The organism is Thermococcus aegaeus (assembly GCF_055393685.1).
In genome coordinates this window covers 1,029,221-1,052,057 of sequence record NZ_AP042464.1, presented here as the reverse complement: position 1 = coordinate 1,052,057, position 22,837 = coordinate 1,029,221, and the positions used below count along the sequence as shown (strand labels likewise).

Annotated in this window: 29 protein-coding genes; 18 read left to right on the top strand and 11 right to left on the bottom strand. The window is 42.0% G+C overall.

The window, feature by feature from the left end; all coding sequences use genetic code 11:
* Positions 1–24 precede the first annotated feature (24 nt).
* Positions 25–243: a hypothetical protein gene (locus tag ACZ5NL_RS05675; RefSeq protein ID WP_464841255.1), complete on the bottom strand. Its 219-nt coding sequence runs from the start codon at positions 241–243 to the stop codon at positions 25–27.
* A gap of 12 nt (positions 244–255) precedes the next feature.
* On the bottom strand, positions 256–522 hold the full coding sequence (locus ACZ5NL_RS05670; RefSeq protein ID WP_464841254.1) for a hypothetical protein: 267 nt from the start codon (positions 520–522) through the stop codon (positions 256–258).
* A 293-nt stretch (positions 523–815) separates the two neighbouring features.
* Here ACZ5NL_RS05670 and ACZ5NL_RS05665 point away from each other — a divergent pair, with 293 nt between their 5' ends.
* Genes ACZ5NL_RS05665 through ACZ5NL_RS05635 form a run of 7 tightly spaced genes read left to right on the top strand, consistent with a single transcriptional unit; the run spans position 816 to position 3,729 of the window.
* Entirely contained in the window at positions 816–1,346 is a 531-nt protein-coding gene (locus ACZ5NL_RS05665; RefSeq protein WP_464841253.1) for an inorganic diphosphatase, read from the top strand.
* Positions 1,347–1,377: 31 nt separating this feature from the next.
* The gene (locus ACZ5NL_RS05660) at positions 1,378–1,947 is read left to right on the top strand and encodes a DNA-directed RNA polymerase (RefSeq protein WP_464841252.1); all 570 of its coding nucleotides are present in this window, start codon (positions 1,378–1,380) and stop codon (positions 1,945–1,947) included.
* Positions 1,944–2,129, top strand: coding sequence for a transcription elongation factor subunit Spt4 (spt4, locus tag ACZ5NL_RS05655; protein ID WP_152878911.1), 186 nt, complete (start codon positions 1,944–1,946; stop codon positions 2,127–2,129). The genes ACZ5NL_RS05660 and spt4 overlap by 4 nt, the downstream gene beginning before the upstream one ends.
* A gap of 1 nt (position 2,130) precedes the next feature.
* A complete protein-coding gene (locus ACZ5NL_RS05650; protein WP_464841251.1) occupies positions 2,131–2,673 on the top strand; it encodes a GTP-dependent dephospho-CoA kinase in 543 nt (180 codons plus the stop codon).
* Positions 2,663–2,959 (top strand): 30S ribosomal protein S24e, encoded by a 297-nt coding sequence (locus ACZ5NL_RS05645; protein ID WP_058947519.1) that lies wholly within the window; start codon positions 2,663–2,665, stop codon positions 2,957–2,959. The genes ACZ5NL_RS05650 and ACZ5NL_RS05645 overlap by 11 nt, the downstream gene beginning before the upstream one ends.
* 5 nt (positions 2,960–2,964) lie before the next feature.
* On the top strand, positions 2,965–3,129 hold the full coding sequence (locus ACZ5NL_RS05640; RefSeq protein WP_464841250.1) for a 30S ribosomal protein S27ae: 165 nt from the start codon (positions 2,965–2,967) through the stop codon (positions 3,127–3,129).
* A 24-nt stretch (positions 3,130–3,153) separates the two neighbouring features.
* Entirely contained in the window at positions 3,154–3,729 is a 576-nt protein-coding gene (locus tag ACZ5NL_RS05635; protein WP_464841249.1) for a HemK2/MTQ2 family protein methyltransferase, read from the top strand.
* Here the strand turns inward: ACZ5NL_RS05635 and ACZ5NL_RS05630 are convergent.
* The gene (locus ACZ5NL_RS05630; RefSeq protein WP_464841248.1) at positions 3,716–3,856 is read right to left on the bottom strand and encodes a hypothetical protein; all 141 of its coding nucleotides are present in this window, start codon (positions 3,854–3,856) and stop codon (positions 3,716–3,718) included. The two genes, ACZ5NL_RS05635 and ACZ5NL_RS05630, sit on opposite strands and share 14 nt — an antisense overlap.
* Positions 3,857–4,438: 582 nt before the next feature.
* Here ACZ5NL_RS05630 and twy1 point away from each other — a divergent pair.
* The 11 genes from twy1 to ACZ5NL_RS05575 all read left to right on the top strand — a co-directional run bounded on the left by twy1 (position 4,439) and on the right by ACZ5NL_RS05575 (position 17,026).
* Positions 4,439–5,416 (top strand): 4-demethylwyosine synthase TYW1, encoded by a 978-nt coding sequence (gene twy1, locus ACZ5NL_RS05625; RefSeq protein ID WP_464843336.1) that lies wholly within the window; start codon positions 4,439–4,441, stop codon positions 5,414–5,416.
* 83 nt (positions 5,417–5,499) lie between these two features.
* The gene (locus tag ACZ5NL_RS05620) at positions 5,500–7,743 is read left to right on the top strand and encodes a prenyltransferase/squalene oxidase repeat-containing protein (protein ID WP_464841247.1); all 2,244 of its coding nucleotides are present in this window, start codon (positions 5,500–5,502) and stop codon (positions 7,741–7,743) included.
* Positions 7,744–7,750: 7 nt separating this feature from the next.
* Entirely contained in the window at positions 7,751–8,854 is a 1,104-nt protein-coding gene (locus ACZ5NL_RS05615) for an FtsZ/tubulin family protein (protein WP_464841245.1), read from the top strand.
* Positions 8,838–9,455 carry a hypothetical protein gene (locus ACZ5NL_RS05610; RefSeq protein WP_464841243.1) on the top strand — a complete coding sequence of 206 codons (618 nt, stop codon included), beginning with the start codon at positions 8,838–8,840 and terminating at the stop codon, positions 9,453–9,455. The genes ACZ5NL_RS05615 and ACZ5NL_RS05610 overlap by 17 nt, the downstream gene beginning before the upstream one ends.
* A gap of 34 nt (positions 9,456–9,489) precedes the next feature.
* Positions 9,490–10,191, top strand: a complete 702-nt coding sequence (locus tag ACZ5NL_RS05605; RefSeq protein ID WP_464841242.1) for a class III signal peptide-containing protein — start codon at positions 9,490–9,492, stop codon at positions 10,189–10,191.
* A gap of 1 nt (position 10,192) precedes the next feature.
* A complete protein-coding gene (locus tag ACZ5NL_RS05600) occupies positions 10,193–10,627 on the top strand; it encodes a hypothetical protein (protein WP_464841241.1) in 435 nt (144 codons plus the stop codon).
* Positions 10,596–11,072 (top strand): hypothetical protein, encoded by a 477-nt coding sequence (locus ACZ5NL_RS05595; protein ID WP_464841239.1) that lies wholly within the window; start codon positions 10,596–10,598, stop codon positions 11,070–11,072. The genes ACZ5NL_RS05600 and ACZ5NL_RS05595 overlap by 32 nt, the downstream gene beginning before the upstream one ends.
* Complete coding sequence (locus ACZ5NL_RS05590) at positions 11,069–12,547, top strand: hypothetical protein (protein WP_464841238.1); 1,479 nt, start codon at positions 11,069–11,071, stop codon at positions 12,545–12,547. The genes ACZ5NL_RS05595 and ACZ5NL_RS05590 overlap by 4 nt, the downstream gene beginning before the upstream one ends.
* Positions 12,544–15,132, top strand: coding sequence for a hypothetical protein (locus tag ACZ5NL_RS05585; RefSeq protein WP_464841237.1), 2,589 nt, complete (start codon positions 12,544–12,546; stop codon positions 15,130–15,132). Before ACZ5NL_RS05590 ends, ACZ5NL_RS05585 begins: the two co-directional genes overlap by 4 nt.
* Positions 15,129–16,232, top strand: a complete 1,104-nt coding sequence (locus ACZ5NL_RS05580) for a hypothetical protein (protein ID WP_464841236.1) — start codon at positions 15,129–15,131, stop codon at positions 16,230–16,232. The genes ACZ5NL_RS05585 and ACZ5NL_RS05580 overlap by 4 nt, the downstream gene beginning before the upstream one ends.
* 5 nt (positions 16,233–16,237) lie before the next feature.
* Positions 16,238–17,026 (top strand): DUF2101 family protein, encoded by a 789-nt coding sequence (locus ACZ5NL_RS05575; RefSeq protein WP_464841235.1) that lies wholly within the window; start codon positions 16,238–16,240, stop codon positions 17,024–17,026.
* On the opposite strand, the gene ACZ5NL_RS05570 is transcribed toward ACZ5NL_RS05575, so the two are convergent.
* The 8 genes from ACZ5NL_RS05570 to pdxT form a co-directional block, all read right to left on the bottom strand.
* Positions 16,951–17,238, bottom strand: a complete 288-nt coding sequence (locus ACZ5NL_RS05570; protein WP_083965085.1) for a hypothetical protein — start codon at positions 17,236–17,238, stop codon at positions 16,951–16,953. The genes ACZ5NL_RS05575 and ACZ5NL_RS05570 overlap by 76 nt on opposite strands.
* 71 nt (positions 17,239–17,309) lie before the next feature.
* Positions 17,310–17,681 (bottom strand): type II toxin-antitoxin system VapC family toxin, encoded by a 372-nt coding sequence (locus tag ACZ5NL_RS05565; RefSeq protein ID WP_464841233.1) that lies wholly within the window; start codon positions 17,679–17,681, stop codon positions 17,310–17,312.
* The gene (locus tag ACZ5NL_RS05560) at positions 17,681–17,905 is read right to left on the bottom strand and encodes an AbrB/MazE/SpoVT family DNA-binding domain-containing protein (RefSeq protein WP_464841231.1); all 225 of its coding nucleotides are present in this window, start codon (positions 17,903–17,905) and stop codon (positions 17,681–17,683) included. The genes ACZ5NL_RS05565 and ACZ5NL_RS05560 overlap by 1 nt, the downstream gene beginning before the upstream one ends.
* 52 nt (positions 17,906–17,957) lie before the next feature.
* Positions 17,958–18,524 carry a GMP synthase subunit A gene (locus ACZ5NL_RS05555; RefSeq protein ID WP_464841229.1) on the bottom strand — a complete coding sequence of 189 codons (567 nt, stop codon included), beginning with the start codon at positions 18,522–18,524 and terminating at the stop codon, positions 17,958–17,960.
* 6 nt (positions 18,525–18,530) lie between these two features.
* The gene (gene guaA / locus ACZ5NL_RS05550) at positions 18,531–19,454 is read right to left on the bottom strand and encodes a glutamine-hydrolyzing GMP synthase (RefSeq protein ID WP_464843335.1); all 924 of its coding nucleotides are present in this window, start codon (positions 19,452–19,454) and stop codon (positions 18,531–18,533) included.
* 74 nt (positions 19,455–19,528) lie between these two features.
* On the bottom strand, positions 19,529–20,980 hold the full coding sequence (gene guaB, locus ACZ5NL_RS05545; RefSeq protein ID WP_464841227.1) for an IMP dehydrogenase: 1,452 nt from the start codon (positions 20,978–20,980) through the stop codon (positions 19,529–19,531).
* Positions 20,981–21,169: 189 nt separating this feature from the next.
* A complete protein-coding gene (locus tag ACZ5NL_RS05540) occupies positions 21,170–22,171 on the bottom strand; it encodes a formate--phosphoribosylaminoimidazolecarboxamide ligase (RefSeq protein ID WP_464841225.1) in 1,002 nt (333 codons plus the stop codon).
* Positions 22,172–22,238: 67 nt separating this feature from the next.
* Complete coding sequence (gene pdxT / locus ACZ5NL_RS05535) at positions 22,239–22,832, bottom strand: pyridoxal 5'-phosphate synthase glutaminase subunit PdxT (RefSeq protein WP_464841223.1); 594 nt, start codon at positions 22,830–22,832, stop codon at positions 22,239–22,241.
* Between the last annotated feature and the right edge of the window lie 5 nt (positions 22,833–22,837).

Genomic DNA, 22,837 nt, shown 5'->3' with positions numbered 1-22,837 from the left:
AAGTTAGCTTTTTAAGGACTTTTCTCAATTTTGGGCCTCCTTTGGCATTGTCAGAATGAACTCTAAGGCGTATCCGAGTTCTGCATATACTATTGTAAAGATTAGAGTTGCTCCTACGAATTCTGCCACCGAGTTAATTGGGAGAAACTCATTAAAGAGCAAAATTATGCTTACAGTTGTCCCAAGAGCCATTATGAAACCAACCGTAAGTAATCCAATGTACTTTCTCAAAGATTCTCTCATATGGATCCCCTCTTAGGCCCATATTGCAAGACCAATATAGGGTATTGCTCTTGCTGCGGTTTTCAGCCCAAACTTTAAGGCAAATTTTGTTGCTACTGTAGCGCTTCCCAACACCGCTGTGCCCGCTTTTACTCCTCCAATAGCTTGCTTCCAATCCCCAGTTTTGTGCCACCTATAAACACCATACGCTATGTCAAACTTACTCTCCTCTAGTGCTCCTCCAACTACAACTCCTAGTGCCATCAACACCAAACCTAAAGCAAGCGCCTTCCTCCACATATGTTACCACCAATGATTATAATAGAGCAACTACAATAAAAAGTTTTTCTTCAGAAGGTTGATTACCACTAACGTGGTACCAACTTGACATTAACTCTGTGACAAGTGGTGCAACAATAAAACAAAAAACTGTCAAAATATTGGGAGTACTAAAAAAAGTAGGGATCCGCATGGAGAGTCTTTCAACAAATTGAGCGACAACTTTAAAAACCAACCTTAAGAGCTAAGAGCAGAAGTTAACTTTTGGGTTAGGTTTATAACTAAATCTTCTGAAAACCAAAGAGGTGATTGAGATGAATCCATTCCACGATTTGGAGCCCGGACCGGAAGTACCGGAAGTTGTTTACGCCCTAATAGAAATCCCAAAGGGAAGCAGAAACAAGTACGAGCTTGACAAAAAGACCGGCCTTATAAAGCTCGATAGAGTCCTTTACAGCCCATTCTACTACCCGGTTGACTACGGAATCATTCCACAAACATGGTACGATGACGACGACCCATTTGACATCATGGTCATCATGAGGGAACCAACTTACCCGGGAGTTCTCATTGAGGCGAGACCAATAGGTCTCTTCAAGATGGTAGACAGCGGAGACAAGGACTACAAGGTACTAGCAGTCCCAGTTGAGGATCCCTACTTCGACGACTGGAAGGACATAGATGATGTTCCAAAGGCATTCCTTGACGAGATTGCACACTTCTTCAAGCGCTACAAGGAGCTCCAAGGAAAGGAGATCATTGTTGAGGGCTGGGAAAACGCAGAGAGAGCAAAGCAGGAAATCCTCAGGGCAATAGAGCTCTACAAGGAGAAATTCAAGAAGTGATCCCCTCTTTTAAAATTTTGGAGGTAAGAAGATGTACAAGCTCATTCAGGTCAAAGACGTTGTGAGAATTCCCCCAAAAATGTTTACAATGGATCCAAAGGAAGCTGCCAAGATAGTTCTGAGAGAAACATATGAGGGAATTTATGATAAGGATGAAGGTGTCATCCTGGCAATTCTTGACGTTCATGAAATTAGTGAGGGAGTAATAATCCATGGGGACGGTGCCACGTATCACGAGGCTGTCTTTGACGTACTTGTGTGGAAGCCCGAGATGCACGAGGTTGTTGAGGGTGAGGTTATCGACGTTGTCCCATACGGTGCTTTCGTGAGGATTGGCCCGATGGATGGTCTGGTTCACATCTCCCAGCTTATGGATGATTACGTTGTCTTTGACGAGAAAAACGCCCAGTTTGTTGGAAAAGAAAAAGGCTATATCTTGAAGCTCGGCGATGCTGTTAGGGCTAGAATAATTGCCGTTAGTGAAAAGAGCAAGATAATCAGGGAGAACAAGATAGGCCTTACCATGAGACAGCCCGGACTGGGCAAGTTTGAGTGGATACAAAAAGAAAAGAGAAAGGCCGAGAGTGGTGAGGGAGAATGAGCGAAAAGGCCTGCAGACACTGCCACTACATAACCAGCGAAGAAAGATGTCCCGTTTGCGGGAGCAGGGACCTAAGCGATGAGTGGTTTGACCTTGTCATTATCCTTGATCCAGAGAATTCCAAAATAGCCCAAAGACTCGGAGTGAAGGTTCCAGGGAAATACGCCATAAGGGTCAGGTAGAATGTCTCGGGAGTTTTACTTTAGACTCACAGAAGAACTCAGGAAGGAGCTTAAAAATCCTATAGGTAAGCTAATTAGGGGAGAAATGCCGCGGCCCTACTTGATCTCCCGGAAAGAGCTTGAGAATGCACCTTATTTGGTTACAGTGGGAGATGTGGTCACTGAAAATGTCCTCAGGCTCGGTATAAAGCCCTCTATTGCTATCTACGATCACAAAACCAAGAGGAAAGAATATGAACCCGACATTGAGCTTGGGGCGGTTGTATTGACAACAAAAAATCCGCCCGGAACAATAACGAAAGCTTTATTAAATGCTATCAAAAAGTCCTTTGAACTTGCCAAAAGGGGAAGAAGAGTCTACATAAAGGTAAACGGTGAGGAGGATTTGGCCGCTATCCCGGCTGTACTCTACGCTCCGGAGGGAGCTTTGGTAGTTTATGGGCAGCCGGATGAGGGGATAGTGCTTATAAAGGTCACACCCGAATGTAAGCGCAGATGCGCTCAACTGCTTAGAAAGATGGAGGTGGTTTACGATGGAGATTAGGGTTATCGAGACTAAAGAAAACAAGCTCCTCGGAAGAAAAGAAATATACTTTGAAGTCATCCACGAAGGCGAACCAACCCCTTCAAGAAAAGATGTAAAGGGCAAGCTTGTTGCTATGCTTGACCTGAATCCTGAGACAACAGTTATTCAGTACATAAGAAGCTATTTCGGAAGTAGAGTCAGCAAGGGTTATGCTAAGGCTTATGAAAGCAAGGAGAGAATGCTTTACATAGAGCCCGAGTACATCTTGAGGAGAGATGGGATAATACAAGAAGAGGGAGAGTGATGTAAATGGCCAAGAAACCTTCCCAAAAATGGAAGCTCTATGAGATTAAGGACGGAAAAGTCACAAGGAAGAACAGATTCTGCCCAAGGTGCGGTCCAGGGGTTTTCATGGCAAACCACAAGGACAGATGGACCTGCGGTAGATGCGGATACACCGAGTGGAAGAAGTGATTTCTTTTCTTTTTCGGTGTTTTTATGATTTATCATAGTCTTAAAATTAGGCTCCATCCTCAGGTTTATGAACCCTCCGAGGACACTTTTTTGTTAGCTGAGAATCTGAAGGTTAGAGAAGGAGACATTGCACTTGATATGGGGACTGGAACTGGAATAATAGCCCTTTTAATGGCTAAAAAAGCAAGATTTGTTCTGGGGGTAGATGTTAATCCACTGGCAGTTGAGCTTGCAAGGGAAAACGCAAAGTTGAATGGAATAACTAACATCGAATTCAGGCAAAGCGATCTTTTTGAAAACGTTGAGGGAAAATTTGACATAATAACATTCAATGCTCCCTATCTCCCGGGTGAGCCAGAGGAGCCGATAGACTTTGCCTTGGTTGGGGGAGAGACCGGAAGAGAAGTATTGGATAGGTTTCTTGAGGAGTTTCCCCATTATCTCAAAGAAAATGGAGTCGTTCAAATAGTTCAGTCTTCAATAACCGGCATAGAGGAGACTCTAAAAAAGCTTGAATTCAAGGGCTTCATTACAGAAATAACGGCTAAGGAGAGGTATTTCTTTGAAGAGATCGTTGTGATTAGTGCTAGGCGAGCCTGATTCTCGGAACCTCTTGGATAAACCTGACTTTGGGCTTTGATTCTATTTCACCCTCTTCCTCAAAGAATCCTCTTTCAAAAACCCTCTCTCGTGTTTTTATTGTGATCTTTGGTTTCAGCTCGTGCATGGAAGTTTGGTTGATGCGATGGTATTTAAGTCTTTCGCCGAAATATTTTTCGACGGTGAAACATCTAAATTCTGATTGAACTTAACTCCAAAATAGACAATTTCATTGGGTATGAGTACCTTTCCAAGAGAGAAAAGGAAGAGTTAAAGAAGATGAGAGAGGAGATAATGAGAGGAGAATTCGTCAAATTCGAGGAGCTCTTTGGGGATTAGAATGTATGAGGTTATTTTCACAAAGAAAGTGGCAAAACAAGTTTAGAATCTTTAGAAAGCTCATAAACTTTTTCTTGCTCTTACCAAGAAGATCAGGGGCGAAGAAAACACATACAGAATCAGGATTGGAAAACCCAGAATCCTATATGAACTTAATGATAAAGACCATCAGGAAATCATTTTTAAAATTGAAAGGAGAGAGGGCCTACAAGAAAAATTGAATTTCTTTTTCCAAGCCTCGCCCCTTCGGGAGGAGGTAAGTCTTATCTTGGCATTTTATTTGGAGATCCCAACCTCATCCTAATAGTATCGGCAATGTATATTGCAAAAATTTTTAAACCTTCTCTTGAAGCAGAGTTAGGTGAGGCTAATGGATGTAAAACCAAACATGCCCGATGAGATTGTAAATCTTTTTAAGAAGCAGCATTATGCCCTCATAGGTCATCACAGCTCGGTTAAGCTCTGTCATTGGTTAAAGGAGAGTATAAAACACGATCGCTTTTGCTACAAGCAGAAGTTTTATGGAATTCAATCTCATCGTTGCCTGCAAATGACCCCGGTAACTGCATGGTGTACGCACAACTGCATCTTCTGCTGGCGCCCAATGGAAGGATTCTTGGGAGTTGAGCTTCCACAGCCTTGGGATGAGCCAAGCTTTATAGTTGAGAAAAGTATAGAAGCTCAAAGAAAACTTTTAAGCGGCTACTGGGGGATAAAAGACCAGATAAACGTCAAAAAGCTTGAAGAGGCAATGGAACCTAGACATGCGGCAATAAGCCTCTCTGGTGAGCCCATGCTTTACCCAATGATAGGGGATCTCGTTGAAGAGTTCCACAGGAGAGGGTTCACAACGTTCATAGTCACCAACGGCACAGAGCCGGAGATTTTGGAGAAGATGATATCGGAGAACAAGCTCCCCACACAGCTTTACGTCTCTTTAACGGCCCCAGATGAAGAGACCTATCAGAGGGTAAACGTACCAATGGTTCCGGATGGATGGGAGAGGATAAACAGAACACTCGAGCTCATGAGAGACCTGCCGATAAGGACAGTCATAAGGCTTACCCTTGTTAAGGGCGAAAACATGCACAACCCAGAAGGGTATGCGAGGCTCATAATGAAAGCTAAGCCGATGTTTGTTGAAGCTAAGGCGTATATGTTTGTGGGCTTTTCAAGAAACAGGCTAACAATCAATAACATGCCAAGCCACGAAGACATAAAGGCCTTTGCTGAGGAACTTGTGAAGTATCTGCCCGGATATCACATAGAAGATGAGTATCCTCCGAGCAGAGTGGTTTTGATAATGAGAGACGACATCAGCAAAAAGGATCGCTTTATAAAACACTAGCTCTTCTTCCGCAACCTTTATTTGTTTTGAGTGAGTAATACCTAATTAGGTAATTGATAAAAGCTGGTTTAGAGGTGCCGAGAATGAAGAGAGTTGTTCCTGTCTTGCTTATTGTAATGATGATACTCCCTTATGCCGGAGCAGTGCCTATTCTTGATGCATCAACAAAGTTTCTTTTAGAGGGAAAGGAGTACATGGAAACCACCCAACAGCTTAGTCTTTCGCTAATAGCTCTCGCTTCTAGTTATCCTGCCGTTGAGAACCTCACGATAAGTGACATCGAGTACTTCGTTGACGCCCTCTTAGCGAGGCAAAATCCTGATGGTGGCTGGGGATATTATGAGGAGAGCGTGAGTAATGTAGTTGACACATCATATGCTGTAATCGCATTGAAAAAAACCCTTGCCGTTTATGAGGGTGATAAGTATTCTTTGATCTCTGATGCCGTTAAAAGGGGCATTAACTTTTTAGTTGATTCATACAACGGAAAGGGATGGGGATATGTTCCGGAAACTCTAACTGAGTTTTACCCAACTCTTATGGCGGTTTGGGCACTGGGTGAAAATGGATACTCAAAAGAGCACCCCTATATTCAAAGTGCAATCGAATATATTGAAAAAACTGAGCCTTATGGAATCCGTAAGGGAGAGGCGGTGGCACTCAAGCTTTTGGCTTATCATGCAGTTGGTTACGTTTCTCCGGGATTAGTGGGAGAAGCTTGGAAGTTGGTTAATTCCCCAGACATTACTACTAAGGAGCGAGCGTTTCTCACTTATGCTCTGCTTGTATACGATGGCTTAACCTTTGAAACGGCCAAATTGCTCGCTACACTCGAAGATCTAAAAGAGAAGAACGAAAGCTTTGTCTACTGGGCCAATAAGCCAGGCCAACTAGTACAAAGGGAAGTTTTTGTAACATCAGCACTTGCAATTTGGAGTTTTGCAAAAGTCAGCGGCGAATTAGCTGTTGAGCCGGAGACACCTTTTGAGGCATCTTGTTCGGAACTGGAAAAAGTACAGAACAAGGATGGAGGATGGCCCTATATACTGGGCTTCTCATCTACAGATAGGGCTACATATTATGCTTTGAAAGCCCTGAAAAAATGCTATTTTATGGATGAAAAAATAGAAAAAGGTATAGAATGGGTAAAGAGCAGGATTGATGAAAACATGGAGATATCCTCAGAAAGAGGAGAGATATATCCACCTTATATCTACAACTTGCTAACCCTTTTAGAGTTTAATCTGGTTAATGAGAGTGAAAAAGCAAAGCACATAGCTTTTATAAAGAGCCTTAAGAAAGAAGATGGGAAATGGGGTGATTTCTTAGGTCTGCAGCCATACGACACCGCTCTGGCAATTAAGGCCCTTTTAGCTTTAGGGGTTTCCCCACAGGATGAGGATATCGTCAAGGCAAAGGAATGGCTCCTATCCTTCCCCACAGAAGGGTGGGGAACAGTAATAACGACTAAATACTACACCAGATTCTTCCCCTCTGAAGTTTCGACTACAATTGAGGTACTTGAAGCACTGGAGCCACTAGTAACAAAACAGGATGTTGAAAAACACCTGAATTGGCTTATTAACCAAAGAACTGCGGATGGGGGATGGCCAAACATCAAGGAAAGCTACATAGTTGGAGTTCTGATGTACCAAGGACAGCCGAGTGTAGAGCTTACTATACGTGCTACGGAAGTCCTTTATGCATTTGGCATTGATTATCGCCAAGAAACTCTTCAATGGCTGCTACCTAAAAAGAAAAATAACCTCTGGGGGAGCAGTATTATCGATTCAGCTCTTGCAACTCTCTATTTCTCAACCTTCGAAGAGTTGCCGAAACCTGTGAACCTCTACGAAGTGATAAGAGCACTCCCCGATGGAAACTTTAAGATATTGTACACATTTGGCCGAGACAAAGTTGCGCTTTCAGTAAAGGATTCCCTGAATACACTATTTGGAACCAATATGACAGCTGAACAGTTTAAAGAGATAGGTGACGGGAACTACATTGTGTTGGCCGATCTTACGGAGTTTGACCTCTCCAAATACAACCCATATATCGAGATTAAGGCAGATAAAGAAAACGTCTATCTTAACGGAAAGAGCTACAAGAGAGATAGCACTATGATGATAGTCCCAGGAAAGACGAGTAAGGGATATGTACTTTTTGTCCTATACCCAAGAAGCTTAGACAATGCTGTTAAAGTCTTCTTCGCATCTAACATTGTCAAATACCTTAATGGTGTTGCCTGCGTTGTTACTTATGAAGACAAAAACCAAAATGGCATCGTTGAGCTTGAGGAGCTGGAAGCAGAGTTCATGAGGTGAATTTGCCTTGAGGGCTTTAATCATTGGAATAGGTCAGTGCGGTACAAAAATAGCGGATTTATTTGCCCTTGTTAACTTCGAAGCACTTGCTATAAACACTTCCAGAAGTGATCTCGAGTATCTAAAACACATCCCCCAAGAAAGGAGGATACTTGTTGGTGAAAGTTTAACTGGAGGAAAAGGGGTAAATGCGAACCCTGTGCTTGGTAGAGAAGCCGTTAAAAGGGATCTGCCTTTAATAATGAAGAAAATAAGCTCTATGGTCGGCTACAGTGATGTCGATATCTTCTTTTTAACATTTGGCTTTGGAGGGGGCACTGGAGCAGGTGGATCTCCGGTTTTGGCGGAGGCTATAAAAGAAGAGTACCCCGATTCATTGGTTGTGGCCATTGGAGCTCTTCCTTTAAGGGAGGAGGGCATAAGGCCAACAATCAATGCGGCAATAACCATAGACAAGCTCTCCAAAGTGGTTGACTCTATAATAGCGATAGATAACAACAAGCTGAAGGAAAGTGTGGAGGACATCTCCAGAGCTTATGAAAAGATAAACTACACGATAGTTGAGAGAATAGCATCGTTGTTAGCTTTAATAGACGTTCCAGGTGAGCAGACGCTTGATGCAAGTGACCTCAAATTTGTTCTCAACGCCTTTGGAAGCTTTGCCACAGTTGGTTACGCAAAAGCTGAGGCGAACAAGGTTAAAAACATCTCCCGATTGATCTTGAAATCCTTTGAAAATGAAGGGCTCTACCTTGAGGCCAACATAGAATCTGCTCTTTATGGATTGGTTGCCATCCATGGCCCACCAGAGCTCTTAAAGGCCAAGGACATATTCGAGGCCCTCGAATATCTCACAAGAAAGATCAAAGGTAAGCAAATTTTCCGTGGCTTTTACCCGGATCCACGGGAGAAGGAGATAGAGGTCGTTACACTCCTAAGCGGCATATATGAGAGCAAAAGCATTGAGGATATTGTTATTACTGCCAAAAAATATGCCCAATCCTTCATGAAAGCAAAAGAAGAAGCTGAAACAAAGAAAAAGGAACTTTTAACAGGTTTGCCTGATTTCGACGATCTGTACCCGGGTGAGGTGGATGAAAGACTCAGTTGAAGTTGCCCTTGAGCTCAATGAAAAAGAAGTCTACTCCCACATAGCTAAAGAAAGTGCGGAGGATATGATAAGGATAATCTCCTCTATAGATGCGGAGAGGGCAAAGAACAGGGGGGAAGTGATATACTATGAAGATGACTGGGACGATTTAATCAGACAGAGAATTCAGAAGGGAAAGAGACACACGGCATTTGATTTTTACAATCCATCCCTCCTCACAATATGGGAGGGCAAAGTTAAAGATATGAAGAAAATTAAAAACTTATTTAAGCTGAGTCTTGCACTTTTTGGGGGACTTCTTGCTATAGGGACGTCGCTGACAATTATCTTCTCCGAACCATGGCTGCTCATCCCTCTAAGTGCCTTTCCCCTCATAATCTTCATGAGGGACTACAAACAGCATGCCCTTGACATGGGTTATTACCAGCTCACTCAGCTTTTCATCGATGAGCTTAAGGAGCTTTTAAATAAGCATGAGCTAAATGAGGAGCAGTATAAATTTAAGATTTTTAACCACGACTACTTTGGGATCTCGATTAAAAAGCTTGGAGGGAATGTTTTTGCAGTTGTAAAAGGAGAGAGTAAAGAAAGTGTTAAATAATCTGCTGTATTATTATTTGTGAGTGGTGAGAAATATGAAAAAAGGCCAAATCTCGCTTGAGTTTCTCTTCATCTTCGTACTGTTTATGGTACTTTTAACCTTTTCAATTAGGAATATAACTTTCTCAAGCGAACAGTCCTCAGATATGTTGAGAATTCAGGTTAGTGAGGAGGCAAAGCTCTTCGCAAATACAATCTCCAACGCGGTTTCTCAGGTTTATGCTCAGGGTCCGGGAGCAAAAGCAACTGAATACTTCACCTTTAAATACCTTGGAGATAAATACTTCCTTCAAAAAGCCTTTGGAATGGATGGAGATCCCTATCTTGTGGTTGGATATAAAAATGGAACGTATCTCATGATACTCGAGCTGAACAACACCTTGAACTTTACTAAGTACGAGACCTCTACAAACGTGCTTTCTGGAAAGGTAAGCAAGCAGGACGAGAGTGAGACAACTAAGAAAAACTTTTTCTTTGCCCCATCTCTGTATCACAAGGATTTAAGCAATCTTACAGTCTATGGAGATGCCATAGTTAGCATTCAATACAACGGAACCCTTTACTCTCCCAGCATCTTGACCTTGAACTTAACCCCATACAATGGCGTGTTGCTGTTTCCTGAGGTAACCCCAACAACTCTGAAGATAGTTGTAGAGTGGAACCCAGATAAAAACGAGTCTTGGGTCTTTAATGCAACCTCTGGAGAGCTTAAGATAAACCTTAACCTCGGTGGTTAGCATGAGAGGCCAGTTAAGCTTGGATCTCCTTTTTGCTTTCGTGCTCGTTACCCTAACAATTCTAAACCTAATTTACTTAGCCAATAATGAGATAGCACATGCAGAGAGCTTTGATGTTATGGCAAAGGTGAGGGTATTTTCAGCTGAAATAGTCGATCATACCGCTAAAGTATACGCTGTCGGTGAAGGATATAAGCTTAAGGAAGAAGCCCCCCAGATAAATGAAGCGAAGTTCAAAATTACCTTTAATGGGACAGCAAACAAAATAATTGTTAACGCGACAATAGATGGGAGAAGCTACTGGGTTGTTAAGAACTCAACGGTTCCCATAGCCAATGCATCGATAGTTGTTAACAGCGGAGAGACTTTTTGGATAAAAACTGTAAAAGTGGGTGAGATGCTCTATGCGAACATCACGGGCTCAGACGGCAATTGAAATGATCTTCATCTTAAGCGTGATCTTTGTTGGATTAATCTTAGTTATTCCTTCATATACGGATAACAGCACAAACATGGCTATAGTTAGCTACGTGAGAAGCTCAGTTTCAAAGGCTATTGATTACCTAAATACGGGAGTTGCAAGTGATGATGAAAACTATGCCCTCCTAAATCCTTTGCTTGATGAGATAGTTAAGGAGGAAGGAAATCCCCATTTGGCTTTGAAGGCCCTTTCCTCTCAGGAGAGCAGAGGTGAGGTTAATATCACTATAACAATATCCACTCCCTTTGCATCAGTAGCGAACTTAACCGGCTTGAATGAGACCATAAAGGCCTTCGTGGAGAAAGATTTAACACAAAACTTTCGGTTTACGAACACTACCGAGGGGATTAGGTACGGAGGGAAAGTTGTGAGAATAAAAGTATACGTGGTGAGAGGATGAGAAAAGGACAGCTGCTTACAATAGATGCCCTGCTTTCGCTGGTAATCGTTGTAATGGTCATAGGGGTAGTTATGAATACAAACGACATGATAAAGGCCGAAATAACTAATCTCCTTGACTGGTATGATAGGGCAAACATAGCAAACAACATGCTTGATGTTTTGACCAAAAATCCGGGCTATCCTGAGGATTGGGAGAAGAATGTGAGTAATGTTAAGATGGTGGGACTGAGGGATAAGGACTATACGTTTGCCTTAGATTATGAGAAGATTGTAGTCTTTAATAAATCCAAAGACCAGATGGTGGATATGCTGAATCAGCTTGCCCGTGGGAAAGACTTTCTGTTCGAGATCTATATATCCAAGTTTAATGTCAGTGTCTCTGGGAGGTTCCCGAGAGTTTACATTGCGAATTACACATTTGTAGGAAGGCATGGGAATACTAACATTAAAATAGCTGGTGATCCTGATGGGAATAAATACTTTATTGTTACATATGTAAAGATAAATAAGGGTGGAGAAGAGTATATAAATGAAAACATAACGCAACTAGCTAAAAATCAAAAAATTGATCTTATAGTAGGGGATTATCTTCTGCTAAATCTGTCCGTTGATACCTATATTAGAGCCGTTAATATTGTGGACCCTCCTGAGGGGCTTTGTGATCCCGAGCTATCTAAGCAAAACACTTGTGTTGTTCATTTAAGGCCGAGAACATTCTTGGAAGTTTATGTGGTTAGTGAAGGTAGCGAACTTCAGTTAATGCTTGATAATGGAGATTGGACTCGGTTACGTTTAGTGGGGCAGGGTCAAATACAAATAACTATTTCGAATTATGACAGCACTTTCCCAACTCTCAATTCTACTTATAAATCTGCTAGAGACTTTTTAAATGCTGAAGAGCCATTTTACTGGTTCTCCCTCATAAACGGCACGTTTGAGAATGATATGGACAAGGTAAGGACATCTATGTCCAATTCTCCATGGATAGAACCCGTGGAGAGAGTAACTGTGTTCCCTAAATTTGCCTACAATCTCTCTTCAGGACCTTCAGCTGAAGAACCCCTCATTTATGGATTCATGAGGCACAATCCACTGGAAGGAACTTCAATAAAGATAAATGTGAACTCAAGCACTTATGGAAACCTAACGCTGATAAGTCAATTGGGAACAGAAATCAGAGGGCTTTTTGTTTACGGAAACTCTACGGATCTTAACGCAACTTTGGTATGGTATGAAAATGGGAATGCAACTCTAAAGGGCTATGTAGGAATTAACGGCACGATAACAATACCTTTTGAAGAGTTATTTGGCTCTTCAAATACAGTAAATAATCTAATAGGGCTCTGGCTTTACTCCCTAGAAGGATGGGGCCGGAGAGATGTTGCAATTGAAGTAGTCCCGACTATAGAATATATGCTGGAGCCGAAGTTTGAGAGCACAATAATAAAGCTATGGGTGTGGGATGACAGATGAAGAGGAGAGGATTTGTATTCACTCTTGATGCGTTGATCTCATTGCTCCTAGTGATGGTATTTGTAAGTGCCTTGGTTACAGTGAATAACAACATTAATGTATATTCTACTTACATGAGAGAACATAGTAAATATGACGCCCAAGATATATTAAACATGTGGAGGTCAGTTTCTTTGAGAAATTTAGTTCCTCCGGAGAAAATAGAGGAGTGGAAGAGTGATGGGACACTGGATGAAGTTTTTGTAACTCCTGATATGCCCCCACTTGAGGTTGTAGCTACTTACTGGGCTATAAATAGTACCTTTCAGGTATCACCTTCTTATCAAGAAAGAGCTGAAAAAATACTCAATTATCTTTTAACAGAAATTGTGAACCGTCAACTGGGGTACAAGTACCAGCTTATTATAAATAACTACACAAGCCCATTTTTAACATTTGACTACTCTTATGAAAATGCAAGTGACGTTTCTACCGCTACTGCAATGGTGAGTGGATTCAAGTTTAACCAGACCCCAAGAGGTTATGTGGCTAAGGCATACTTAACAAAAGGAACTTTTGTGAGGCAGGAGTTAATTGGTATACAGAGAGTTTTGGCTGGAGGAACTAAACAATCTAATGCGTATTCCTTATCTCTATCTCAGTTTAACTTCTACTATCAAGCTTATTATTCATCTGGCTGGGATTTTGACGAAAATGATATTCAATCTGGTCAATTTATTGTTCAGGGATCGTATGATAGTTCATCAGTTAACATAAACGATGATCTTGGTAATAACTGGGTAGATTATGATTTTTATAGTGGATATTACGTTTATATGCTTCAAATCTATTCAGGAAATACCGAGGTTATTAGGGCATATACGACATACATTTCCTATAACCTTAAAGGGAATACATTAACAGAGACCTATAGAATCTCTAGGCTCTATTACTATTATCCTAATGGTGATTACATTAAAATAGACTTTACTGATGGTGTGTTTCTTGAGGTTACGTGGCAAGGTACTCGAGATAGGAGTTACTACATAAAAGATCATATATCATCATCAAGAGTTTATGAAAATAATCCGACAATTTCGTCGATTACATATTACACGTCTCAATATAACTCCCTTATAATTAACTCTACTGTACTTCTGCCAGATGATGCAAACGTGTTGGATGCTCTTTGGCACGCAGCTCAGAGAGGTCAGTACGAGACAATGCAAGTAAGTATAAATGGAAATACCCTTGCTGATCCATATAATGAAAATGTTACCACATTTTTCCATAATGGAACGAACACGGTAGAGGCAGTTTTTGCAAGCTACGGGGATGATGAAATAGGTCTCGATAGTGGGAGCTGGCTTTACCTTAAGTACAATTCTTCTGATCCTAGTGTTGAAGATCCAGGATTAGTTAAGCTTTATGATGTTACAAGTGCGGGGACAGGAATTTACTATCTAAACTCCCTCTTTGTTCCAGGAAATATAAAAGCCATAAATGCCACCCTCACCGTTGAGGGTGTCCACGAGGTTAGGATATACTATTCAAATGGAACCGCGTTAAATCTCGTTTATGAAAACACGACCTTAGATGGGGGCATAACTACGTTGGTAATATCCAATGAGACACTTCTTGGGGGAATTTTGAACTATACTACACTTGAGAATTTAAACAAAAAGAACTTCAACCTAGTTATAATGTTGGATGCATATTATGATCCCGCATATGATCGTACTGTTAGATATGCAGGACAGGACTATCACACGGACTGGAGTAATACGCGACGCCTTTATGGTTATCCCAATTCCTCTATAAAGATAACTTATGAGAGTGATATAAAAATAAACAAGTTCTATATTCCACAAGAAGAGTTCAAGAATCTTGATCCTTCTCAGACATACTCTACATATATGACCTTTAATTATTATCTTCCTGACAAGGCTGTTCCGTGGTATATTGATATATGGAGTGCGATAAACTTTTATCTTAATTATCTCGGAGTTCCTGGAACAATAACGCTCTATGAAAATTCTCAGCAATTTATTCAGACACCTCTTGACTATTACCTGATCAGAGTATCCTACAGAAAATTGCAGGATTTCATGATGGTTCCTGGGCAAATTAATACATTCACTATAAGCGCAAGCAGTCAAGATGATTACTATCGTTTTAGGCCTCTCGATAGTAGAGCAATCGTTCACTATTTCCTTTATGGCTATGCCCCCTACGGAGATATCTTTGATGAATATTCTCAAAATGGAACATGTGGATATAATCTTCACTACTACTACAATCTGTCCGGAACTCTCGGTGATGGATACGTTGAGGTAGGATATTGCAGGGATCCTACGAAGTATCTGAATCTGGAGACATCTCAGCTTGAGCCTACCAAATACGCCTTAGATGATGCTATAGTTAGATTATTTGAGAATTTAGGGGCGGAGAGTTATGAGAAAAGCGGTATAATCCCCGGCACTCAGAACAATCGGATATTGGTAAAACTTGATAATCTTAGAATCGACACAATTGGCTTGAGAAATGTTCCAAAGACATTGCATCCAATTGAAGTTACCCTGAGACTTTGGAGGGAAGGCCAATGAGAAGGAGAGGTTTTGTCCTGAATTCCTTTATTCTAATTCTTTTGGTACCTTTACTACTCCTGCTGGTCACTTATGAGGATGTATCTTACTATGTATTACAAGCTCAGGCAGACAGAATATCTGTTGAAAGACAACACAATATAATTTCTCAACTTGAACGTGATTTTAGCAATGCAATGAAGCTTTCTTCCCAAAAGGCAATACTGGTCGCGGTTGAATATGCAATTACTAACACTCAGTTCTTCGATAATGCATCTCGGGCATTAAGTGAATTAATTGTTAATGGTACAATTGAGGGGAGTTTTCAGGATGCTATGAAAAATATAACAATTTCATATTGGGTAAACAACACACTTAACTTTCTCAAGAGTCAGGGATATTTCGTAACTCCCTCCTCTCCAAACAAGATTGTGAATAATATCGAGTTGTATGTCTATCCACTAGACTCATTTCATATCGTTGTTTTGGGACGTGTAAATGGCCTAGAAATCAGAGATCTCTCTGGTAAAATAATCTATAACGGTAGTATACCTCAATCAGACTATGTGTATAGTATAGTCGCGATAGATAATATGGAGGATCCTTTTATTTCAACAATTACGGGAGGGAGATATTCCCGGGTGATAGTTCCTTGTAATAATTCTTATCCCATGCTATTTGGTTCTCATAATGTAAGTAGTTTTTTGGAGTGTGTACGGAATTTTAGATACTTTGGCTCAAATACCGGTCCATCATTCTTGGAGAGATTAGAAGGTAGCATAGTTAACCATGAGTACTATATTGCTAAAGGACTTGAAATGCAGAAAAAATTTGAATTCAGAACTGAATATCCTGTAGGATTAGTTACGTTTCTGGTTCCTGACAGGAACTATGATGACCGGCTTTATAATTATTTATTGAGTGTAGGGGTGAAATTGGAAGATCAAACTTCTTCTGATTATTATTTCCTCAAGTACTACATAGAGGAAGATGAGACTACAAAGAAGGTGGGATATCCCTTAAGTGGGTCAGACACAAATCAACTACTCCTTGATTGTGATAGTGCTTGGGATATATTTAATACGACAAACGTCTTGATAGGATCATCTTGTCTTGGGTGAAAATCATGACCATGGATGAAATCCTCTATAAAGTGGGCGAAGCAGCTGAATCCTTCGCAATAAAGTTTGCAAGGTTTATAAACGAGACCATAAGGGAAATAGCAAAGCCAACACCCTCTCAAAAGCCTCCAACTTTTAAACTCCTCAAAAAGCTTATAAAGAGGCAGCTTACCACCCATGAATTCCTAAGCCTGAAGCTCCAGCTTTCGTTTGTAACCTATCTGGTTCTCTCTCTGGTGATTGTGCTGCTCTTTGGAAGTGAAATTTACCTGGGAGTGCTCTTTGCCTGCTACTTCCTCTACCTGAGGCACTTGATCCTCAAAAACCGTGACTTTTTCATTGAAGTTGAGCCTTATAGATTCTTTTATTACGGACTTACCCTGATAGCATTCCTCTCCTTCCTTGGTTATCTCGTGGTGAGAAGGTTCGCAAAAAACGTTTACTACTTCTACGGCTATTTAGTTGCAATTTTTGGAATTGTGCTTATTTTCAGGCACCTTTATAAATCAAAGTTCACCCGGGACTGGACGTATGGAGTTGTTGAAGAGGTCAAGGGAGAGCTTGTAAAGGTGGATGTACATGATGACATAAGGGCCAATGTTAAACCGGGCAAATACTGGGTGGAAAGTGCAGAGAAAGTTGAAGTCGGGGACATAGTGAAGGTCCTCGTGGAAGAAAGAGTCTTCAGGAGTTCCATCCCAAAAAGGATTTTAGAGGTTCACAAGGCAAAGCCCTCATCGTCAAACACCTCTACGGAGCCAAAGGCAGAAAGTGAAAGCAATAATAACAAGTAGAGGGATGTGTAAGGCTCTCTTTTATATGTTTTCACGAACCCCTCTCCGTTTTTAATTATAAGGGGCTCTACATCACTGGAGAGCGGTTTGATTATAATGTCCTCTCCTCTAAATTCACAATCCAGCTTGAGACCTCTGCAAACTCTCTTAATAAACATGTATCCCTTCTTGCGATTCCTTATGGAGAGGCGGTAGTATATGGTGTAACCCATAAGACCACCTACTATAAAGAAAAGTAAAAAATGTAATTTTAAAAAATTTTCTGTTTGCTGGGATGGGATAGTCACTTCTCTTCTAGCTTTCTCAGATCAATTCTTTCTATACCCAGCTTATCATAAACGTTATCGGAGCTTATTATTCTCCCCTGGCAGTTTGCTGCGTGAAATGCATCAAAAACGTTTACCCCGTACTCTTTAATATAAATCGCGGCTTTGAGGTATTTTGTGTCCTCTATGTTGCATATCGCCATAACGCTTGAGGCAATTTTAACGGGATCAAGGTTATATCGGTTGGCTAAAAGCATTAGCTCAATAAAAGTGACCTCTGATGTTGTAATCTGTCCCTTGTATTCTTTGAGTATCCTCTTTGCATTCTTTTTCAGCCAATCGTTTGGCTTTAGAAGAGCGAGAAAAAAGTCTGTATCTGCATAAATCATTATAATTCCTCCAGAGCTTGTTTTAGTATTTCTCTCTTGAGTTCCTCAATTGATTTCTCTGGGAGGCTTTTTCCAATTTTTTCAAGTTCTTCTATCGGATTTTCAGGCTTTGGGATTATTAATATTCCTTCTGGGGTTTCTACCAAATATACCTCTCCATGGATCCGCTTTCTCATGCTTTTTGGGATATAAACCCTGCCCTTGGAATCTATTTTTGAGATCATTTTCCCACCATGAAAAAATAAGTGGGAAACTATATAAGATTTTTCCACAAGGCTAAAGTTCTCCACAAAGCTTGGCAAAATTCCTGTAGATTTCACTCCCCCTCTCTGTATGGGCTACCTCCGGGTGAAACTGGACACCATAGATTGGCAAATCTTTGTGCTTCATTGCCTCAACCTCACAGAACTCACTCCTAGCTAAAAGCTCAAATCCCTCTGGGAGCTCTTTGACTTCGTCCATGTGGCTTTCCCAGACTTTAAGCCTCTTTGGGAGTCCTTTGAAAATGTCGTTCTCCTCGAGAATTTCAACTTCAACGAGACTGTATTCTGCTTTTTCTCCCCTTCCCACTCTGCCCCCAAAGTGCTTTGCTATTAACTGATGACCCAAGCAAATTCCTAAAATTGGCACGTTGAATTCCTCGTAGTGCTCCAAGATTGCTCCACAGTTGCCTGTTCTCTCTAGGTCTGGTCCCCCTGAGAATATTATCCCCTTTGGATCCATTGCCTTTATCTCCTCAAGGGGCGTTGTGTTGGGGATTATCTTAGCCTCAACGCCAAGATACCTTAAAGTTCTCCAGATCCTGTGAACGTATTGTCCGTGATTATCCATTATGAGTATCATCTCTCCTCACTCAAACTCAATTGTCGCTGGAGGCTTGTTCGTTATGTCGTAGAGAACCCTCCCAACTTGAGGAATTTCGCTCGTTATCCTGAAGGCTATCCTCTGCAATACTTCAAATGGAACGTTCATTGCATTTGCTGTCATACCATCTAAACTCTCAACAATCCTAACTGCTACTGTCTCTTTGTAGGCTCTTATATCTCCCTGTACGCCAACGGTTTTAACTCCCAAAAGCACCGCGAAGGCCTGCCATGGCTTTAAGCCCGCTTTTTCAATCTCTTCCTCCACTATTACGTTGGCCTCCCTTACTATTGCAACTTTTTCTGGAGTAACCTCTCCAAGAACTCTTACAGCTAGTCCTGGGCCGGGGAACGGCATTCTGTGGTATATTTTCTCAGGAAGGCCGAGTTCTTTAGCCACTTCCCTCACTTCATCCTTGTAAAGATCTCTTAAAGGTTCAATGAGCTTGAGGTTTAATCTCTCCGGTAAACCGCCGACGTTGTGGTGGCTCTTTATTCTCCCTTGGCTTTCAATCCAGTCTGGGGCTATCGTCCCCTGAATTAGGAATTCTGCATCGATTTTCTTTGCAACTTCCTCAAACACGTCTATGAATGTTTTCCCTATTATCTTTCTCTTCTCCTCGGGATCCACTACACCTTTCAATGCTTCGAAAAATCTCTCTTGAGCATCGACATAAATTAAGTTTAACCCGAATTCATCTCTGAAGGTCTTTATGACGAATTCTGGCTCTCCTTTTCTTAGAAACCCTGTGTTTACGAACACCGCATAAAGCCTATCTCCAATTGCTTTGTATGCTAATATTGCCGCTGTAGAGCTGTCTACTCCTCCGCTTAAGGCGATTATTGCCTTTCTATTGCCTACTGTCTCTCTAATCTCTTTAACTTTCTCCTCAATGAAGCTTTCCCACATGAGCGTCACCTTCAACATAAAGTTGTAAATTTTCATTTAAAAAATTTGTTATTTAAGCAAAAAAATGTAAAAAATCATCTCTCAAGAGGATAGTTGGGTGCTTCGTTGGTTATTGCGATATCGTGTGGGTGGCTTTCTCTAACTCCGGCTTGAGTTATTACCACAAACTCTCCCTTTTCCTTGAGCTCGGGGATGTTTCTTGCACCAACGTATCCCATTCCGGCCTTTAAACCACCTACGAGCTGGTAGAGCACCTCTCCAACTTTTCCTTTATATGGGACTACTCCTTCAATGCCTTCGGGAACGAATTTTCTTGTTTTCATGTGGCCCTTTTGATAGTATCTTTCTGCTCCTCCCTTCATCATTGCTCCCAAACTTCCCATTCCTCTGTATTGCTTGTATTTCCTTCCGTTTATCGTAACCTCTCTTCCCGGGGCCTCTTTTGTTCCTGCTAATAGGTTTCCGAGCATAACGGCATCAGCACCGGCTGCTATGGCCTTCACAATGTCTCCGGAATACCTTATTCCTCCATCAGCTATTACCCTGATTCCGTATTCTATGGCCCTGTCGGCAACCATTGATATTGCTGTTACTTGGGGAACCCCTACTCCGGCTACAATTCTAGTTGTACATATGCTCCCAGGCCCAATGCCAACTTTAACTGCGTCTGCAAAGGTTAAGTCATCAACGGCCTTCGGGTTTGCTATGTTCCCCACTATGAGCTCGGCATCTACCTTGGATCTTATCTCTTTCATGGCTTTTATTGCCTTCAGGTTGTGTGCATGGGCAGTGTCAACAACTATCACATCTACTCCGGCCTTATCAAGAGCCAGTGCTCTCTTAATGTCAAAGGGGGAAACTGCAGCCGCAACTATTAACCTTCCTTCTTCATCTCTTACTGCATTTCTATGCTTTTTCCTCGCTAAGAGGTCCCCTATTGTGATAATCCCAACCAATTTCCCCTCATCATTAACTAGGGGGACTCTATCTATGTTGTTTTCTATCATTAAGTTCATTATCTCGTCTATGGTTGCACTTTCTCTCGCTGTTATAACTCCTTTCGTCATCACATCTCCAACTCTTTGTCCTTCTCTGGTCGTTATGTCCGTTTTCGTTACTATTCCAACGAGCTCTCCATTTTCAATGACAGGTAAGCCATCTATACCTTCCCTTTCCATTAAAAAGAGTGCGTAATCTATACTTTCCTCAGGTGAAATTGTGATAACTTCTTCTATCGTCTCTTCTCTCTTTACCCTTTTGACCATCTCTACCTGCTCTTCTATGCTCATGTTTCTGTGGATAACCCCCAATCCGCCTTCCCGTGCCATCGCAATTGCCATTTCCCACTCTGTAACGGTGTCCATTGCAGCACTCAGAATCGGAATGTTGAGTTTTATCTTTGGAGTGATTTGAGTAGAAACATCAACATCCTTTGGCTCTACCTCAGTTGCTTGGGGGATTAAAAGCACATCATCAAAGGTGTACCCTTTCATTGCATTAACAAGTTTTTGTGTAAATTTGCCCATTTCTTTACTCCTCCTTCACCTTTTTAAGGTGAGAACCCATAGGGCTTTTAAAGTTTACTTTGCAAAACTTTTGCTAAAAACTCTATGAATGGTCAAATTTTTGTCAAAGTTAGAGGAGTAGCCTCCCTTGTATTTTGCTATGAAACACAGTTCCCATATTTCGGATAACTTGATTCTGAAATAACAAAGCTAAGTTAGAATTTCATTAAGTCTGTCCTCTTCTATTGCTTGTTTTATCTCCCTAGCGACCCTCCTTCCGGTGCTCATGGGTTCATTGTATCTCAGCCACGTATACGGAGAACCGTTTATGAAAGGATTGGTTCCGGCCACAATTCTCGCTGAGATTTCGAAAACTACGAACTCCATATCTTCTGTGATCACACCTTCAAGACAGAAGGGGCCCCATAAGCCTCCCATAAGCTTCTCTGAAGCTTTTACCACTCTTTCGCCTGCTTCGATTATATCCATGAGAAGGCTTTCCCTGAGGACTATGGGGATGTTCCCTACAACTGTATAGCTCGTTTCCACACCAATTTCAAGCTGCTGTTCAGCGTTTATTCTCCCTATTGCATCGGCGTTGCTTTCGTATCTCTTGTCCATGCTCATAAGCTCGAGCTCTCCGTTAAGCTTCGAGTAGAAAAAGTGCGGATAAACCGGGACGCCCATGATGTATTCTTGTATCTGAACTTTCTCCAGGTCTTCCTTGTCCTTAATTCCAAGCTTTGATGCCTTTTTCCAGAACTCTTCTGGGGTTTTTGCCAGAAAATATCCCTTACCTCCCTTGGCTCCATGGGGCTTTACTATTACCGGCCTGTCTATATCATCCGGGTCTTCAATGACCTCGGGGGTTTTTATTCTCGCCTCCTCGAGCCACTTTCTCTCGAGCGATCTGTCGCTTTCCCATCTTAGAACTTTTTTGTTTCCGTAATACAGGGCTTTCATGCTCTCAACCCGCTCAACGCCGATGTGCGCTACAAACGAGCCGGTGGGGATGACTATTGCGTTTTTCTCGATCAGCTCCTCCTCGGGGTATTCGCCGGGAACGAACTCGTCCGCAAGGGGGAAGTACTTGGTGTAGAGCGGTTTCACTCGCTCCCTTCCAAAGACAAGTGTTTTAAACCCCTCGAGTTTTGCCCCGTGGAGGATCTGCAGCGCTGAATGGGAGGCGTAGGTTGCTATTCTAAACTCCATTCTATCACCATAAAAGTGTAAAAATTAGTAATTTTTAAGGTTTATTTTTACAGAAAAATGTAAAAAACTAAAGGGCCTTCTCGAGGAAGTACTCGTGGACCCTTGTGTCTTCCGTAAGCTCGGGATGGAACTCGAGGCCGATGATGTTTTTCTGCTCCACCCCAACGGGTCTGTCCTCGAGCCACGCTATGGGCTCCACTCTCTCGCTCAAAAGCCCGAGGATTCTCGGGGCGCGGATGAAGACGCCCGGGAAGGGTTCTTCGCTGAAGGAAAGCTTTACAGGGGCCTCGAAGCTGTCCACCTGCCTGCCGTAGGCGTTTCTGGAAACCCTCACATCCAGAAGCTCGAGGAACCTCTGCCCCGGGGTGGCCCCGATAACCTCCTTTGAGAGCATTATGAGGCCCGCGCAGGTTCCCATTATGGGTAAGCTATCCTCACCGAGCTTCCTTGCCGGCTCCAGAAGGCCGTTTCTCTCCATCAGCCTCGATATGGTCGTGCTCTCGCCGCCGGGGATTATAAGGGCTGAAACGTCCTCGAGCTGTTCCTTCCTCCTCAGCCAGATGACCTCGCCGGAGACCCCGAGGTTCTTCAGGGCTCTCTTAGTTGCGTCTATGTGCTCACTCACGTCACCCTGAAGGCCTATGACGCCTACTTTCACCATCGAGG

Excerpts from the sequence above, each read along its gene's own strand:
- ACZ5NL_RS05665 (WP_464841253.1), top strand. The coding sequence starts at position 816 with ATGAATCCATTCCACGATTTGGAGCCCGGACCGGAAGTACCGGAAGTT.
- ACZ5NL_RS05565 (WP_464841233.1), bottom strand. The coding sequence starts at position 17,681 with ATGATTTATGCAGATACAGACTTTTTTCTCGCTCTTCTAAAGCCAAAC.
- ACZ5NL_RS05650 (WP_464841251.1), top strand. The coding sequence starts at position 2,131 with ATGTCTCGGGAGTTTTACTTTAGACTCACAGAAGAACTCAGGAAGGAG.
- ACZ5NL_RS05595 (WP_464841239.1), top strand. The coding sequence starts at position 10,596 with ATGCGAACATCACGGGCTCAGACGGCAATTGAAATGATCTTCATCTTA.
- spt4 (WP_152878911.1), top strand. The coding sequence starts at position 1,944 with ATGAGCGAAAAGGCCTGCAGACACTGCCACTACATAACCAGCGAAGAA.
- ACZ5NL_RS05555 (WP_464841229.1), bottom strand. The coding sequence starts at position 18,524 with ATGATACTCATAATGGATAATCACGGACAATACGTTCACAGGATCTGG.
- guaA (WP_464843335.1), bottom strand. The coding sequence starts at position 19,454 with ATGTGGGAAAGCTTCATTGAGGAGAAAGTTAAAGAGATTAGAGAGACA.
- ACZ5NL_RS05640 (WP_464841250.1), top strand. The coding sequence starts at position 2,965 with ATGGCCAAGAAACCTTCCCAAAAATGGAAGCTCTATGAGATTAAGGAC.
- ACZ5NL_RS05590 (WP_464841238.1), top strand. The coding sequence starts at position 11,069 with ATGAGAAAAGGACAGCTGCTTACAATAGATGCCCTGCTTTCGCTGGTA.
- ACZ5NL_RS05540 (WP_464841225.1), bottom strand. The coding sequence starts at position 22,171 with ATGGAGTTTAGAATAGCAACCTACGCCTCCCATTCAGCGCTGCAGATC.
- guaB (WP_464841227.1), bottom strand. The coding sequence starts at position 20,980 with ATGGGCAAATTTACACAAAAACTTGTTAATGCAATGAAAGGGTACACC.
- ACZ5NL_RS05560 (WP_464841231.1), bottom strand. The coding sequence starts at position 17,905 with ATGATCTCAAAAATAGATTCCAAGGGCAGGGTTTATATCCCAAAAAGC.
- pdxT (WP_464841223.1), bottom strand. The coding sequence starts at position 22,832 with ATGGTGAAAGTAGGCGTCATAGGCCTTCAGGGTGACGTGAGTGAGCAC.
- ACZ5NL_RS05580 (WP_464841236.1), top strand. The coding sequence starts at position 15,129 with ATGAGAAGGAGAGGTTTTGTCCTGAATTCCTTTATTCTAATTCTTTTG.
- ACZ5NL_RS05645 (WP_058947519.1), top strand. The coding sequence starts at position 2,663 with ATGGAGATTAGGGTTATCGAGACTAAAGAAAACAAGCTCCTCGGAAGA.
- ACZ5NL_RS05675 (WP_464841255.1), bottom strand. The coding sequence starts at position 243 with ATGAGAGAATCTTTGAGAAAGTACATTGGATTACTTACGGTTGGTTTC.
- ACZ5NL_RS05600 (WP_464841241.1), top strand. The coding sequence starts at position 10,193 with ATGAGAGGCCAGTTAAGCTTGGATCTCCTTTTTGCTTTCGTGCTCGTT.
- ACZ5NL_RS05620 (WP_464841247.1), top strand. The coding sequence starts at position 5,500 with ATGAAGAGAGTTGTTCCTGTCTTGCTTATTGTAATGATGATACTCCCT.
- ACZ5NL_RS05635 (WP_464841249.1), top strand. The coding sequence starts at position 3,154 with ATGATTTATCATAGTCTTAAAATTAGGCTCCATCCTCAGGTTTATGAA.
- ACZ5NL_RS05630 (WP_464841248.1), bottom strand. The coding sequence starts at position 3,856 with ATGCACGAGCTGAAACCAAAGATCACAATAAAAACACGAGAGAGGGTT.
- ACZ5NL_RS05585 (WP_464841237.1), top strand. The coding sequence starts at position 12,544 with ATGAAGAGGAGAGGATTTGTATTCACTCTTGATGCGTTGATCTCATTG.
- ACZ5NL_RS05660 (WP_464841252.1), top strand. The coding sequence starts at position 1,378 with ATGTACAAGCTCATTCAGGTCAAAGACGTTGTGAGAATTCCCCCAAAA.
- twy1 (WP_464843336.1), top strand. The coding sequence starts at position 4,439 with ATGGATGTAAAACCAAACATGCCCGATGAGATTGTAAATCTTTTTAAG.
- ACZ5NL_RS05610 (WP_464841243.1), top strand. The coding sequence starts at position 8,838 with ATGAAAGACTCAGTTGAAGTTGCCCTTGAGCTCAATGAAAAAGAAGTC.
- ACZ5NL_RS05670 (WP_464841254.1), bottom strand. The coding sequence starts at position 522 with ATGTGGAGGAAGGCGCTTGCTTTAGGTTTGGTGTTGATGGCACTAGGA.
- ACZ5NL_RS05570 (WP_083965085.1), bottom strand. The coding sequence starts at position 17,238 with ATGGGTTACACCATATACTACCGCCTCTCCATAAGGAATCGCAAGAAG.
- ACZ5NL_RS05575 (WP_464841235.1), top strand. The coding sequence starts at position 16,238 with ATGACCATGGATGAAATCCTCTATAAAGTGGGCGAAGCAGCTGAATCC.
- ACZ5NL_RS05605 (WP_464841242.1), top strand. The coding sequence starts at position 9,490 with ATGAAAAAAGGCCAAATCTCGCTTGAGTTTCTCTTCATCTTCGTACTG.